14 protein-coding genes are annotated in these 14,012 nt (G+C 68.9%); 7 read left to right on the top strand and 7 right to left on the bottom strand.

Annotated elements, in window-relative coordinates:
• Window positions 1–5 precede the first annotated feature (5 nt).
• The 4 genes from ACSQ9A_RS06240 to ACSQ9A_RS06225 are packed head-to-tail and all read left to right on the top strand — an operon-like array spanning window position 6 to window position 3,809.
• Window positions 6–1,022, top strand: a complete 1,017-nt coding sequence (locus ACSQ9A_RS06240; protein ID WP_093108969.1) for an AAA family ATPase — start codon at window positions 6–8, stop codon at window positions 1,020–1,022.
• The gene (locus ACSQ9A_RS06235; RefSeq protein ID WP_093108970.1) at window positions 1,003–1,998 is read left to right on the top strand and encodes a DUF58 domain-containing protein; all 996 of its coding nucleotides are present in this window, start codon (window positions 1,003–1,005) and stop codon (window positions 1,996–1,998) included. The genes ACSQ9A_RS06240 and ACSQ9A_RS06235 overlap by 20 nt, the downstream gene beginning before the upstream one ends.
• Entirely contained in the window at window positions 1,995–3,038 is a 1,044-nt protein-coding gene (locus ACSQ9A_RS06230) for a VWA domain-containing protein (protein ID WP_436303038.1), read from the top strand. The genes ACSQ9A_RS06235 and ACSQ9A_RS06230 overlap by 4 nt, the downstream gene beginning before the upstream one ends.
• A gap of 12 nt (window positions 3,039–3,050) precedes the next feature.
• Window positions 3,051–3,809: an SDR family NAD(P)-dependent oxidoreductase gene (locus tag ACSQ9A_RS06225; protein WP_436303037.1), complete on the top strand. Its 759-nt coding sequence runs from the start codon at window positions 3,051–3,053 to the stop codon at window positions 3,807–3,809.
• Window positions 3,810–3,836: 27 nt separating this feature from the next.
• Here the strand turns inward: ACSQ9A_RS06225 and ACSQ9A_RS06220 are convergent, their stop codons facing one another.
• Window positions 3,837–4,805 (bottom strand): LysR family transcriptional regulator, encoded by a 969-nt coding sequence (locus ACSQ9A_RS06220; protein WP_436303036.1) that lies wholly within the window; start codon window positions 4,803–4,805, stop codon window positions 3,837–3,839.
• A 201-nt stretch (window positions 4,806–5,006) separates the two neighbouring features.
• Here ACSQ9A_RS06220 and ACSQ9A_RS06215 point away from each other — a divergent pair, with 201 nt between their 5' ends.
• The 3 genes from ACSQ9A_RS06215 (at window position 5,007) to ACSQ9A_RS06205 (ending at window position 7,486) form a co-directional block, all read left to right on the top strand.
• On the top strand, window positions 5,007–5,837 hold the full coding sequence (locus ACSQ9A_RS06215) for an alpha/beta fold hydrolase (protein WP_436303035.1): 831 nt from the start codon (window positions 5,007–5,009) through the stop codon (window positions 5,835–5,837).
• A 35-nt stretch (window positions 5,838–5,872) separates the two neighbouring features.
• Complete coding sequence (locus ACSQ9A_RS06210) at window positions 5,873–6,232, top strand: hypothetical protein (RefSeq protein WP_436293878.1); 360 nt, start codon at window positions 5,873–5,875, stop codon at window positions 6,230–6,232.
• Window positions 6,233–6,433: 201 nt separating this feature from the next.
• The gene (locus ACSQ9A_RS06205; RefSeq protein WP_244503940.1) at window positions 6,434–7,486 is read left to right on the top strand and encodes an ABC transporter substrate-binding protein; all 1,053 of its coding nucleotides are present in this window, start codon (window positions 6,434–6,436) and stop codon (window positions 7,484–7,486) included.
• Window positions 7,487–7,511: 25 nt separating this feature from the next.
• On the opposite strand, the gene ACSQ9A_RS06200 is transcribed toward ACSQ9A_RS06205, so the two are convergent.
• The 6 genes from ACSQ9A_RS06200 to ACSQ9A_RS06175 are packed head-to-tail and all read right to left on the bottom strand — an operon-like array spanning window position 7,512 to window position 14,012.
• Complete coding sequence (locus tag ACSQ9A_RS06200) at window positions 7,512–8,981, bottom strand: N-acyl-D-amino-acid deacylase family protein (protein WP_436303034.1); 1,470 nt, start codon at window positions 8,979–8,981, stop codon at window positions 7,512–7,514.
• Window positions 8,974–9,873 carry a MurR/RpiR family transcriptional regulator gene (locus ACSQ9A_RS06195; RefSeq protein ID WP_093109083.1) on the bottom strand — a complete coding sequence of 300 codons (900 nt, stop codon included), beginning with the start codon at window positions 9,871–9,873 and terminating at the stop codon, window positions 8,974–8,976. Before ACSQ9A_RS06195 ends, ACSQ9A_RS06200 begins: the two co-directional genes overlap by 8 nt.
• A gap of 11 nt (window positions 9,874–9,884) precedes the next feature.
• Window positions 9,885–11,183, bottom strand: a complete 1,299-nt coding sequence (locus ACSQ9A_RS06190; RefSeq protein WP_436303033.1) for an amino acid deaminase — start codon at window positions 11,181–11,183, stop codon at window positions 9,885–9,887.
• Complete coding sequence (locus ACSQ9A_RS06185; RefSeq protein WP_436303032.1) at window positions 11,180–12,142, bottom strand: ABC transporter ATP-binding protein; 963 nt, start codon at window positions 12,140–12,142, stop codon at window positions 11,180–11,182. The genes ACSQ9A_RS06190 and ACSQ9A_RS06185 overlap by 4 nt, the downstream gene beginning before the upstream one ends.
• Window positions 12,139–13,173, bottom strand: coding sequence for an ABC transporter ATP-binding protein (locus tag ACSQ9A_RS06180; RefSeq protein ID WP_436303031.1), 1,035 nt, complete (start codon window positions 13,171–13,173; stop codon window positions 12,139–12,141). The genes ACSQ9A_RS06185 and ACSQ9A_RS06180 overlap by 4 nt, the downstream gene beginning before the upstream one ends.
• Window positions 13,173–14,012 (bottom strand): ABC transporter permease, encoded by an 840-nt coding sequence (locus ACSQ9A_RS06175; RefSeq protein ID WP_436303030.1) that lies wholly within the window; start codon window positions 14,010–14,012, stop codon window positions 13,173–13,175. The genes ACSQ9A_RS06180 and ACSQ9A_RS06175 overlap by 1 nt, the downstream gene beginning before the upstream one ends.

Raw genomic sequence — 14,012 nt, 5'->3', positions numbered from 1 at the left:
CAAGCATGAGCACAGAGAACGAACCGACCTCCGCCTCCGCTTCCACCGCCGAGCTGATGGAGCAGATCCTCTACCAGGTGAAGCGCGTCGTCGTCGGCCAGGACCGTTTTCTCGAGCGCGTGATGGTCGCTGTGCTGGCGGGTGGTCACCTGCTGGTCGAAGGCGTTCCCGGGCTGGCCAAGACCCTGACCGTCAAGACGCTGGCCGAAGCGGTGCGCGGCCAGTTCAAGCGCATCCAGTTCACGCCCGACCTGGTGCCGGCCGACCTGATCGGCACGCGCATCTACAACCAGAAGACCGGCGAGTTCAGCACCTCGCTGGGGCCCGTGTTCGCCAATCTGCTTCTGGCCGACGAAATCAACCGCGCCCCGGCCAAGGTGCAGAGCGCGCTGCTCGAAGTGATGCAGGAGCGCCAGGTCACCATCGCCGGCGAGTCGCACAAGGTGCCGCGCCCCTTCCTCGTGATGGCGACGCAGAACCCGATCGAGACCGAGGGCACCTACCCGCTGCCCGAGGCGCAGGTGGACCGCTTCATGATGAAGGTGCTGGTCGACTACCCGACCGACGAGGAAGAGTTCGTGATCGTCGAGCGCGTGATCGGCGCCCCGGTCGAGGCCAGCCCGGTCGCGACCACCGACCAGCTCGCGGCGCTGCAGGCCGAAGCGCGGCGCGTCTATGTCGACCCTTCGCTGATCCAGTACGCGGTCAGGCTGGTGTCGGCCACGCGCACGCCCGAGAGGCACGGCCTCAAGGACATGCGGCGCTTCATCACCTTCGGCGCCAGCCCGCGCGCCAGCATCAACCTGACCGAAGGCGCGCGCGCCCTGGCGCTGCTGCGCGGCCGTAGCTACGCGCTGCCCGAGGACATGACGGCGCTGGTGCCCGACGTGCTGCGGCACCGCGTGACGCTGTCGTACGAAGGCCTCTCCGAAGGGCTCACGCCCGACGGCCTGATCGACAAGATCATGCGGGCCGTGCCCGCGCCAGCCAAGCCGCTCGAACATGAAAAGCTGGTGGCCTAGCCGGCGCGCGCGCGCCGCCAACGACGAACGACTCGCGGGCGAGGCCGCGGCGGGCTCCGCCGAACGCACGCTGCGCCGGCTCGAATGGACGGTGATCCGCCGGCTCGACGGCCTGCTGCAGGGCGACTACCGCACGCTGATGCGCGGCACCGGCCTCGACCTGGCCGACCTGCGCGAGTACCAGCACCACGACGACGTGCGCCACATCGACTGGAACGTCACCGCGCGCCTGCAGACGCCGCACGTGCGCGTGTTCACTGAAGACCGCGAGATGGCCGCCTGGTTCATCCTCGACCTGAGCCGCTCGGTTGACTTCGGCTCCGGCCGCAAGGCCAAGCGCGAGATCTCGGCCGGCTTCGTCGGCGTCATCGCACGCCTGCTCACGCGGCACGGCAACCGCGTTGGCGCGCTGGTCTACGGCAACGACGTCGAGGCGGTGATCCCGCCGCGCAGCGGCCGGCGGCACGTGCTGCATCTGCTGCATTCGATGGAACGCCGCGCGGAAAAGAAGAACGCGCCGGCCCAGAAGGGCATGACCCGGCTGGCCGATCTGCTCAAGTCGGCAGCGGTGCTGATGCCGCGCCGCTCGACCGTGTTCGTGGTGTCCGATTTCCTGAGCGAGCCCGGCTGGGAGCTCCCGCTCGCGCAGCTGGTCCGGCGTCACGAGGTGGTGGCGGTGCGCCTCTTCGACCCGCTCGAGCTCGAGCTGCCCGACCTCGGCCTGGTGCCGCTCACCGATGCCGAGACCGGCGAGCAGCTCTGGGTCGACACGCACGACGCGAGCTTCCGCAAGCGCTTCGCCCGCGTCGCCGCGGAGCGCGAAACAACCCTGCGCGAGACGCTGGCCAAGGTCGGCGTCGACGCGCTCGAACTCTCGACCAACGACGATCTGGTGGAAGCCATCGTGCGCTTTGCCGACATGCGCAAGCGCCGCGTGCGCGCCGGGTCGTCCAACCCGAAGGCGGTGGCAGCATGAACTTCCTCTGGCCTCAATTCCTCTGGCTGTTGCTGGCGGCGCCGCTCCTGGTGCTGCTGTATGCCTGGCTCATGCGGCGCAAGAAGAAGCTGGCGCTGCGCTATGCCAGCCTGTCCATCGTGCGCGAGGCGATGGGCGTGCGACAGAGCGTGCGGCGCCACATCCCGCCCTTCCTGTTCCTGCTCGCGATGGTCGCGATGCTGATCGCCGCCTCGCGGCCGATGGCGGTGGTGGTGCTGCCCTCGAACCAGCAGACCATCATCCTGGCGATGGACGTGTCCGGCAGCATGCGCGCGGCCGACGTGCTGCCCAACCGGCTGGTGGCCGCGCAGGAAGCGGCCAAGAGCTTTCTGAAGGAGCTGCCGCGGCACGTGAAGGTCGGCATCGTCGCCTTCGCGGGCAGCGCCAATGTCGCGCAGCTGCCCACCACCAACCGCGAAGACCTGGTCACGGCCATCGACTCCTTCCAGCTGCAGCGCGCGACGGCCACCGGCAATGCCATCGTCGTTTCGCTGGCCACGCTGTTCCCGGATGCGGGCATCGACGTCTCGAACTTCGGTCCCCAGAGCAGCCGCCAGCGCGGCGTGCCGCTCGAGCAGGCCGGCAAGGCGCCGCAGAAGGAATTCACGCCGGTGGCGCCCGGCTCCTACACCTCGGCCGCCATCATCATGTTGACCGACGGCCAGCGCACTACCGGCGTCGACCCGCTCGACGCGGCCAAGGTCGCGGCCGAGCGCGGCGTGCGCGTCTACACGGTGGGCATCGGCACGGTCGACGGCGAGACCATCGGCTTCGAAGGCTGGTCGATGCGCGTGCGCCTCGACGAGGAAACGCTCAAGGCGATCGCCAACAAGACGCAGGCCGAGTACTACTACGCAGGCACCGCGGCAGACCTCACCAAGGTCTACAACACGCTGAGCTCCAGGCTCACGGTCGAGAAGAAGGAGACCGAAATCTCGGCGCTGTTCGCGCTCGGCGCGGCCGTGCTGGCCTTGCTGTCAGCCGGACTCTCTTTGCTGTGGTTCAACAGAATCCTGTAGCCGCCTTCACTGATGTTTGATTTGACAGGAAAGACCGCGCTCGTCACCGGCGGCAACGGCGGCATCGGACTCGGCATGGCCGAGGGATTGGCGAAGGCCGGGGCGCGCGTGATCGTTGCAGCGCGCAATCCGCAGAAATCGGCCGCCGCGGTCGAGACCCTGAAGGCCCTCGGCAGCGACAGCTTCGCGCTTTCGGCCGACGTGACCGACGAGGCTTCGGTGCAGCGGCTCTTCGACCAGGTGGCCGAGCGCTGCGGCCGGCTCGACATCCTGGTCAACAACGCCGGTACCACGGTGCGCAAGCCGGCCGACCAGCTCGCGCTGGCCGAATGGCACATGGTGATGGACACCAACCTCACCAGCGCCTTCCTGTGCTGCCGCGCGGCCCACGCCCACCTCAAGGCGGCCGGCGGCGGCAAGATCATCAACATCGGTTCGATGCTGTCGATCTTCGGCGCGCCCTACGCGCCGGTCTACGGCGCGAGCAAGGGAGGCATCGTGCAGCTGAGCCGCGCGCTGGCCGCGTCATGGGCACCGGACAAGATCCAGGTCAATGCCGTGCTGCCGGGCTGGATCCGCACCGAGCTGACCGACGGCGCGCGTGCGCAGGTGCAGGGCCTCGAAGAGCGCGTCAACGCGCGCACGCCCGCCGGGCGCTGGGGCCGGCCGGAGGACCTGGCCGGCATCGCGGTCTTTCTCGCGAGCAAGGCCTCCGACTTCGTGACGGGCACGGCAATCCCCGTCGACGGCGGCTACTCGATCGCAGCCTGAGGTGGCGCGAGGCGCCCGCGCCCGCAGTCATTCCATGCGAACCGTTTCGGCCACACCGTCCGCGTAGGCAGGTTCCAGTTCCGCATCCATCCTCGCCACGGCCTGGTGCAACAGGCCGCGCAACCAGACCAGGCCCGGGTCCTGCGTGCGGTACGTGTGCCACTGCATCGTCTGCTTCATCGCCGGCATCGGCACCGGCGCCGGCAGCAGCCGCAGCGGCAGGGACTTCTGGGCCAGTCGGGCGAGCCGTGCGTGCAGCATGGCAATGCGATCGGTGCCCACGATCAGATAGGGAACCGCGGCGAAGCTGTAGCTGGTGACTTCGATGCGCCGCACCCCCGGGTAGCGTCGCTTCAGCCATCCCGCGAGTGTGGGCTCGTCCATGCCGGAGGGCTGCATCACGACGTGGCCGGCCGTCGCGTACTGATCGGCCGTCAATTTGTCGGCGTGCCCGAAGCGGCCGCCGCTCCAGACCGCGCAGACGAACTGCTCCTCGAACAGGATGTCGAAGGGATGAGGCTCGGGCGTGCGATATTCCAGCGGCAGGATGAGCAGGTCGGCCTCGCCGCTCTCCAGCTCACGATGGGGCGGCTGCAGCAGCGGCAGCAGATCGAAGCGCACGGTGCGCGACTGCTGGCTCACCAGCGTGAGCAGCTGCGGCATCAGGACTATCGAGCTGTAATCGGAGACGATCAGGCGAAAGCAGCGCTCCGCCTGGGCGGGATCGAAGCGCGGCTGGGCAAGGATCGCGGAATCCACCCGCACGAGCACGTCGCGCACGGCATCCTTCAGCGTCTCGGCCCGCGGCGTGAGCTCCATCTTGCGGCCGACCTGCACCAGCAGGTCGTCGTTGAAATAGGCCCGCAGCCGCGCCAGCGCATTGCTCGTGGCGGACTGGCTCAGGTGCAGGCGCTCCCCGGCCCGGCTGATGCTGCGCTCGGTGAGGAGCGCATCCAGGGCCACCAGCAGGTTCAAGTCGAGCTTGTTGAACCGCATGAGCTGACCTCGTCCCTTTGAAAACCCCGGTCCGCCTTGCAAGGTATCCACGCGATCGATCCACGGCATGGATGCAAACCATTTTACTGACGGCTCCTGCGTCCCTAACCTCTGTCAAACCCTCGAATGGGGGCCCCACATAAATGGAGACGGAACCCGTGAACACGCGCCCCGCCAACGCTCTGCCTGCGCCGGAATCCCGTGGCTATTGAGCTCGCATTCGAGGCCGTGGGCGACGGCCCTCCCCTGGTGATCCTGCACGGGCTGTTCGGTGCCGGACGCAACTGGACGCGGATCGCCCGAGCGCTCGGCGACAGGCATCGGGTCTACCTGCCGGATGCGCGCAACCACGGCGCGTCGCCCCGGGGCCAGACCATGTCGTACACCGAGATGGCGCAGGACGTGCTGGCGCTCATCGAGCGCGAGCAGTTGCAGCAGCCGCTGCTGATCGGCCACAGCATGGGCGGCAAGACCGCCATGACCCTGGCCCTCGAGCATCCGCAGGCGATCTCCGGCGTGGCGGTGATCGACATCGCACCCGAGCGCTACAGCGACCAGTTCTCGCCCTACATGATGGCCATGCGCGGCTTCGACGCGGCCGCCGCGACCGGCCGCAACGAGGCCCGGCAGGCGCTGGCGCAGGGCCAGGAAGGCGACACGCCGGTCCTCGACTTCCTGATGCAGAACCTGCGGCGCCACGACGAGCGCTTCGACTGGCGGCTCAACCTGCTGGCGGTGGCCATGTGCATGCAGGAGCTGTGCGGATTTCCGCAGAGGCTCCTGCACCGGCACTACGAAGGGCCGGCGCTGTTCCTCGCCGGCACCGATTCGGCCTATGTGCAAGCCGAGTCGCATGCCGGCATCGCGCGCCTGTTTCCGCGCGCGCACCTGGAACACATCGACGACGCCGGCCATTGGGTGCATGCCGACCAGCCGGGGGCGCTGCTGCGGATCTTGCGCCGCTGGCTGCATGGGCATGAAGCTGTCACGCCGCGCGCAGCAGTTCCGCAGGCAGCGCTGGCGGCGCGCTGATTCGACTCCAAAGAAAGCAACCCGGTCTTCTCACCATGTTCGACACTCCGCGCGATGCCGCGCTCGATGGCCCCAGCCCGCCCCTGACGATTCAAGCAGGAGCGACACAGCGCGACCTCGCGCAGGCTTGCCTCGACAATGCGCTCGCCTTGATCGAGTCCGTTCTCAATGACCGCGAAGGCGAGAACACCCCGGCCGGCGAGCGTGCGGCCGTCCGCGTCTGCGTCACTTCGGCGCACGTCCTGCTCGGCGCGGCCCGGCAATTGATGGCCGAACCGCTCCATCTCCTGGCGCCGAAGGAGCGCGGGCAGCGGCTGAAGGCGCTGGTCGAAGAAGCCAAGACGGCCGGCCGTGCGGCCTACAGAGCAGCGCTGATGCTGACGGGACACGAGTGATTGCAAGAGCGTGACGAATGCCGCGACCGCGTGGGTAAACCCTGACTCGGCGGCACCGACGGCTCATTTCCAATAGTTATTCAACTTAACTAAATTCATTGGAAAAGGGCCTTGCTCATGCAGCGCAGAAGTTTTGTCGCCTCCACTGCCGTATTTGCCACTGGCTTGGCACATTTGTCGTCCGCGCAGGCAGAAACAGGGGTGAGCGACAGCGAGATCCTGCTCGGCAGCAGCGCCGTGCTGAGCGGCCCGCTCGGCTCGCAGATCAAGGTCGTGCACAACGGCGCCGGACTGGCCTTCGATGCGGTCAACGAACAAGGCGGCGTGGGCGGACGCAAGATCAAGCTGGTGTCGCTGGACGACGAGCTGAAGCCCGAGAAGGCGGTGGAGAACTACGGCAAGCTGCTGAACGACCATCGCGTGTTCGCGTTCTTCGGCTGCGTCGGCTCGGGCACCACGGCCGCCGCGGCCAAGCTGCTGCAGCAAAGCGGCGCACCCAGCGTGGGCGGCTACGGCGTGGGCGACACGGCGCGCGAACGCGTTGCCGGCTCCGCCTACTTCGTGCGCGCCAGCAATGCGCGCGAAGCACAGGCCCTGGTCGAGCACCTCACGACCGTCGGCGTGAACAAGATGGCGATCGCCCATCTCGACAACCCGGGCGGCGCCGAAGCGGTCAAGCTGATCGAGGCCGCCATGGCCACCCACAAGCTCACGCCGACGGCGGTGGTCTCGGTGAAGGGAGACGGCTCGACCTCCGCCGCCGCCGGCAAGACATTGGCCGACAGCCAGCCGCAGGCCGTCCTGATGTATCTGGCCGGCACGGTGGCCGGCGAGGTCATCAAGGCGACTTACGGCGCCGGCAGCAAGCCGATGTTCTATGGCATGTCGGTCGTCCCGGGCGAGGTCACGGCCAAGGTGGTGAACCTGCAGGCGGGCGGACTGGCCATCTCGCAGGTCATGCCTTATCCCTGGGGCGAGGTGGAGACCGTCACGCGCGACTACCGACGCCTGGCGGAACGCGCGCAGGTGCCGGTGGGCTACGGCAGCTTCGAGGGCTACCTGAACGGGCTGGTGATGATCGAGGGGCTCAAGCGTGCCGGCCGCGACCTGACACGTGCGCGCCTGCATGCGGCGCTGCGCGCATTCAAGATGCGGCTGGCCGGCATGGACATCGATTTCACGTCAGGCAGCAGCACCGGGTCGAAGTTCATCGAAATGGTTCGCGTCACGCCCGAGGGCCGCTTCGTGCGTTGACCCGGGCGCTCTTCTCAACCGGTTCTCAGACCGCCCGCGTTAGCATCCGCCCCGCCCGCGCCCGCACCTCGGGCTCTTCTTCGCCGCCTCGGAAGGCGCAGGCGCCGTTGACGAACACGCGCTCGATCCCCACGCTGGCGCTCTGCGGCCGGTCGTAGGTGGCGGTGTCGGCGATGGTGCGCGGATCGAACACCACCACGTCGGCCATCGCGCCCACGCGCAGCAGGCCGCGGTCGGCGATGCGCAGGTTGCGCGCGGTCATGCCGGTCATCTTGTGGACTGCCTGTTCGAGCGTGAACAGCTGGCGCTCGCGCCAGTAGCGCGCGAACACGCGCGGGAAGGCGCCCCACAGGCGCGGATGCGGATGGCGGTCGTGCGGCAGGCCGTCGCTGCCGATCATGGTGCGCGGATGGGCGATCACGCGCTCCACGTCCTCTTCCTTCATCTGGAAGTAGCAGGCGCCGCCGGGCTGCAGGCGGCGGCAGGCTTCCTTCTGGTCCACGCCCCATTCGCGCGCGACGTCGGCGAGCATGCGGCCCGTCACCTCGGGATGCGGATCGGACCAGGTCAGCAGGATGTCGATCACGCCGTCCACCAGATCCTCGCGCAACACGGTAGAGCCGGCGACGTAGGGGTAGGCGTCGAGCGCGATGTCCTGCCGCTTCGCGAGCGCGTCGACCAGCGGCAGGGTTTCGAGCGTGCGGCCCCAATTGGCGGGGCCGGCGCATTTGTGGTGCGAGATCACGAGCGGCGCGCCGGCGCTGAAGGCAGTGTCGCCGGCCTCGTGCATTGCCTCGATGATGGTTTCCATCTCGCTGCGCAGGTGCGTGGCATAGACGCCGCCGTGGCGCGCGACGATGCGCGCGAGCGCCGTCACCTCGTCGGCCGGCGCGGCGAAGGCTTGCTCGTAGAACAGGCCCGAGGAGAGGCCGTGGGCGCCGTCCAGCATGCAGGCCTCGAGCAGCTGGCCCATGCGCGCGCGCTCGTCCTCGGTGGCCGCGCGGTCGAGCGCGTCCATGGTCGCGAAGCGCAAAGTGGTGTGGCCGATCAGCGCCGCGACATTGAGCGCCGGCTGCGCCGCCTCGACCGCGGCGCGGTACTCGGCCATCGTGGCGTGGCGGAAGGAATCGATGCCCAGCAACGTGAGCGGCGGCTGGGCTTGCGGCGTGCGGTAGGGCGCGAGCGAGATGCCGCAGTTGCCGGTGACCACCGTCGTGATGCCTTGCGAGACCTTCGGCAGGCACAGCGGATCGCGCAGCACGATCGCGTCGTCGTGCGTGTGGACATCGATGAAGCCGGGGGCGATCACCTTGCCGCGGCAGTCGACGGTTTCGAGATCGGCCGCTGCGATGCCTTCGGGCAGGCGCTCGCGCAGGCCTTCGCCCAGCGCTGCGATACGGTCGCCGGCCAGCAGCACGTCGCCGGGCCAGCTCGGGCCGCCGGAGCCGTCGACCACGAGGCCGCCTTCGAGCAAGAAGATCGCTTGTTCAGCCATGCTTCACTCCTCCGCCATCCCAGCTCTGCAGCGGATGCGTGCTCGCATCGATGCCGTGGCGCTGGAAGGCTTCGCGCGCGCGCTGCAGGCGCTGCACCGCGGGTTCGCCGCGGCGCTGCGCGACCAGCACGGTCAGGATCTCGATCACCGTCAGGTGCGTGAGGTAGGCGTCGATGCCCACGTGCATCACCGCGTCGTCGGGCACCGAGAGGCCCAGCAGGAAATCGGCCTTCGCCGCGAGCGCCGTGCCGGGCCGCGTGAGTGCGACCACCTTGGCGCCCTGCCCGCGCGCGATGTCGACAGCATCGAGCAGCGAGGGCATGCCGCCCACGTGCGAGATCGCGATCACCACGCCACCCGGGCGCTGGGCCGCGCCGGCCACCTGCTGCAGGTGGTAGTCGGCCCAGGCGTTGGCCGAGAGGCCGAGGCGGAACAGCCGCGCCTGCAGGTCGTTGGCCATGAACCACGAGGTGGCGCCGGCGCCATAGAGATCGACGTGCGGCGCCGCCGCGATGGCGGCCACGGCGCCGTCGAGCACTTCCATGTCGAGCTGGTTGCGCACGCCCGAGACCGAGGCCGCGGCGCTGCGCGCGATCTTGCCGACCACCTCGTCGGCCGCGTCCTCGATGTTCACGCGCCGGTGCAGCGGCGAGCCGCCGAGCGCCAGTTCCTGCGCCAGCGCAAGCTTGAATTCGCGCAGGCCGGCGAAGCCGAGATCGCGGCAGGTGCGCATGATGGTGGGCACCGAGCTGCGCGAGCGCTCGGCCAGCGTCTCGAAGCTTTCCTCGAGCGCGCGGTCGGGGTCTTCGAGGATCAGGTCGAGGATGGCGCGCCGCGTGGCCGAGGCGCCGTCGCGGATCTCGGCCATCTTCTGAAGCAGGGAGGATGTCATCACGGGCGCCATCAGAAGTGCATGGCCACCGCATCGCTGATGCGGTAGTCCTCTTCGACCACCGGCATCCAGTGCCACTTGTCGAAGGTGGTGCAGGGGTGCGAGATGCCGAGGCCGACGCGCTCGCCGACCGCGGGCGCCTGCGGCTCCTCGGCATCGTCCCAGCGCAGGTAGGCATGCTGGTCGTTCAGCGCCGTGATCTTCCAGCCCGGCGGCACCGCGGCGGGCACCAGGCTGCCGCGCGCGGCGCGCGCGATCGGCACCGGCAGCGAAAGGTCGAAGGAGATGTCGCGCTTGCCGACCGCGAGGATCGCGAGCTTCGGTTCGGGGCGCGACTGCACCGTGGCCCACACCTCCATCGCAGGGCGCAGGCTCTCGCCGCAGTCGCAGCCCAACCGTTCGTCCACGGCACTCAGCATGCGCTGGTAGAAGCCGTGGTCGTGTGTCACGTAGCAGCCCGAGCGCAGCAGGCCGCGCACGCGGGCCTGGAGCGCCGGCTTCAGTCGGCCGGCCACCAGGTCGAAGATCGCGGAGCCGCCGGCCGAGACCAGCACTTCCTCGGTGTCGAACAGGCCGTTGACGTCGCAATGGCGGGCCACGGCCTCGACGCGGTCCATCAGCGTGTTCGCATAGGTCGTGTCGGGCCCGCTCTCGCCGGTGGCGCCCTGCCCTTCGTAGCATTCGATGCCGGCGAGCTTGACGGCGTCGCTCTCGTGCAGGCGGGTGGCGAGCGTGACCGCTTCCTCGTGCGTGCGGCAGCCGGTGCGCGCGCCGTCGACGCCGATTTCGAGCATCACCTCGAAAGGCAGGTGCTCCGGGTGGCGCACTGTCCAGTCCTCGATCAGCGCAAGCTGCGCCGGCGAATCGACCAGAAACACGACGCGCAGGTCGATGTGCGCATGCAGCAGCAGCTGGATGCCGGCCAGGTCTTCGTCGTTCACCACCTGGTTGGCGATCAGCGTGCGCCGCGCGCCGGCGGCCACGCCGACGGCGAGCTGCGTCACCGTCGCGAAAGTGAGGCCCCAGGCGCCGGCGTCGAGCTGGCGCTTGAAGAGCTGCGGCGACATGGTGGTCTTGCCGTGCGGCGCGAGGTCGATGCCCCACTGGCGCACGCGCGCCTGCATCCACTGGAGGTTGTGTTCCAGCGCCTCGCGCTTGAGCACGGCCAGCGGCAGCGGCAGGTCGCCGGCCAGCACATGCCAGCCGGCCTTGCCGATCTCGCTGCGGCGCTTCGGCGGCTGGGTGCGCGGGTAGCCCTTGAAGCCGGTGTTGAGCAGCGGATCGATGAAGTCGTCGTGTTCGGTGGTCATAGGGAAATCAGCTCTTTGCGGATGCAGGCGGAAAAATGGCCCGGTGCGAGTTCGTCCAGCGGCGGCACGGTCTGGGCGCAGGCCTCGACGGCATGCGGACAGCGCGTGCGGAACACGCAGCCGGACGGCGGCGCGACCGGGCTCGGGATGTCGCCCTTCAGCGCGACGTGTTCGTTGGGCAGCAGCGGATCGGGCTTCGGGCTCGCGGCCAACAGGGCTCGCGTGTAGGGATGCTGCGGGCGCTCGAAGAGTTCGCTGGTGGTCGCCACTTCCATCACCTTGCCGAGGTAAAGCACGACCACGCGGTCGCACAGGTATTCCACCACGTCCAGGTCGTGCGAGATGAATAGCATCGTCAGCGACAGGCGTTCGCGCAGATCGGCCAGCAGGTTGATCACCTGCGACTGGATCGACACGTCCAGCGCCGACAGCGGCTCGTCGGCGACGATGAACTCGGGCTCGACGGCGAGCGCGCGCGCCACGCCGATGCGCTGCCGCTGGCCGCCCGAGAACTCGTGCGGAAAGCGGCTTGCATGCTCGGGGCGCAGGCCCACGGTTTCGAGCAGTTCGGCGATGCGCTTGTCGCGTGCAGCGGCGCCCTTGTGCAGCCCGTGCGTGGCCAGCGCCTCGCCGAGGATGGCGCTGATGCGCATCTTCGGGTTGAGGCTCGCGTACGGGTCCTGGAAGATGATCTGCAGCTTGCTGCGCAGCTTTCGCAGCGGCCCGGAAGAGAGCTTGCCGATGTCGTCGCCGCGGTAGAGCACCTCGCCCTCCGTTCGCTCGACCAGGCGCAGCAGCGTGCGGCCGATGGTGCTCTTGCCGGAGCCCGATTCGCCGACCAGGCCCAGCGTTTCGCCGGCGCGGATCGCGAAGGAAACGTCGTCGACCGCGCGCACCGGGCGCTCGCCGCTGCCGAAGTATTTCTTGAGGCCTCGGACCTCGATCAATGGAGCGTTCATGCAGCCCTCGCCAGGCTTTGCATCGCCGGCACGCGAATGCACCGTGCCTGGCGATCTTCATGGGTATCGATCAGCGGGGGCATCACCTGCCGGCAGGCCTCCACCGCATAGTCGCAGCGCGGCTCGAAGGCGCAGCCCGGCGGCGGCGCCAGCGGGCTCGACACCTGGCCGCGAATCGCGAATAGCCGCTTGGGCTTGGCCCCTCCGCGCAGGTGCGCCTTGCCGGGCAGACAGGCCAGCAGGCCCTGCGTGTAGGGATGCTCGGGCGTGGCGAACAGCGGCCGCACCGGTGCGCTCTCGACCACGCGACCCGCATACATCACGACCACGTCGTCGGCATGGTGCGCCACCACGCCGAGGTTGTGGGTGATGAACAGGATGCTCATGCCGGTCTCGGCCTGCAGCCGGCGCATCAGCTCGAGGATCTGCGCCTGGATCGTGACGTCGAGCGCGGTGGTGGGCTCGTCGGCGATCAAGAGCGTCGGGTCGCAAGCCATGGCCAGCGCGATCATCACGCGCTGGCGCATGCCGCCCGAGAGCTGGTGCGGGTATTCATGCAGGCGCCGCGCCGCGGCCGGGATCTCGACCAGCTCCAGCATGCGCAGCGCATGCGCGAGCGCGGCCTTGCGGTCCAGCCCCTTGTGCAGGCGCACGCTCTCGGCGATCTGCTCGCCGATGGTGAAGACCGGGTTCAGGCTGGTCATCGGCTCCTGGAAGATCATCGCGAGCTCGTTGCCGCGCAGGCGCCGCATGTCGCGGTCCCCGATCGTGAGCAGGTCGACCATGCGGCCGTCGCGCGTGGCGAAGACGGTCTCGCCGCTCACCTGTGCGTTGGCGGTCTTGGGCAAGAGACGCATCAGCGTCAAGCTGGTGACCGACTTGCCCGAGCCCGACTCGCCGACCAGCGCGGTGGTCTTACCGGGCTGGATCGAGAAGCTCACCTCGGCCACCGAACGCACGAGACCGTCTTCGGTGGGGAAGGAGGTGCCGAGATTGCGTACCGCGAGACGTGGAGTTGCGTGCATCGTCATCACGTTGCCTTCTTGAGCTTGGGGTCCAGCAGGTCGCGCACGCCGTCGCCCAGCAACTGCAGCGAGAGCGCGGTGAAGATGATCGCCAACCCCGGAAACAGCACGACCCAGAAGGCCCGGTCCGCATACTGCTGGCTGCCCGCGACCATGGTGCCCCAGGTCGGGATCTCGGGCGGCACGCCGACGCCGAGGAAGGACAGGCCCGCCTCCGCCAGGATGGCGTAGGCGAAGATGAAGGACACCTGCACCAGGATCGGCGACATCAGGTTGGGCAGGATGTGGCGCCACAGGATGCGCGAGGTGCGCACGCCCAAGGCGCGCACGGCTTCGACGAAGAGCAGCTCGCGCACCACCAGCGTGGAGGCGCGCACCACGCGCGCGACGCGCGGCGTGTAGACCAGCACCAGCGCCAGCACCACGTTGCCCAGCGAGGCGCCGAGGATGGCGACCAGCGCGATCGCGAGCAGGATGTCGGGGAAGGACATCATCGCGTCGACCACGCGCATCAGCGGCGCATCGAGCCGGCGGAAGAAGCCGGCCACCAGGCCCAGGAGGGTGCCCGCGATCACCGAGCCCAGCGCCGTCAGCGCCGCGATCGCGAGCGAATAGCGCGCGCCGTGGACGATGCGCGAGTACATGTCGCGCCCCAGCTCGTCGGTACCCATCAGGTGCGCGGCGCTCGGCGGCTTGAGGCGGTCGAGCACGGCCGTGTCGTTGGGGTCGACCGAGGCGAACCATGGCGCGCCGAGCGCGAGCACCGCGATCACCAGCAGCACCAGGGCCGAGACCATCACGATGCGGCGGTGCATCAGCTGGCGGAGCATTCGAGGCATTTGCAT

Source organism: Variovorax sp. LjRoot290 (genome assembly GCF_964253985.1).
Classification (GTDB): Bacteria; Pseudomonadota; Gammaproteobacteria; order Burkholderiales; family Burkholderiaceae_C; genus Variovorax.
This window is presented reverse-complemented; position numbering and strand designations above follow the sequence as displayed.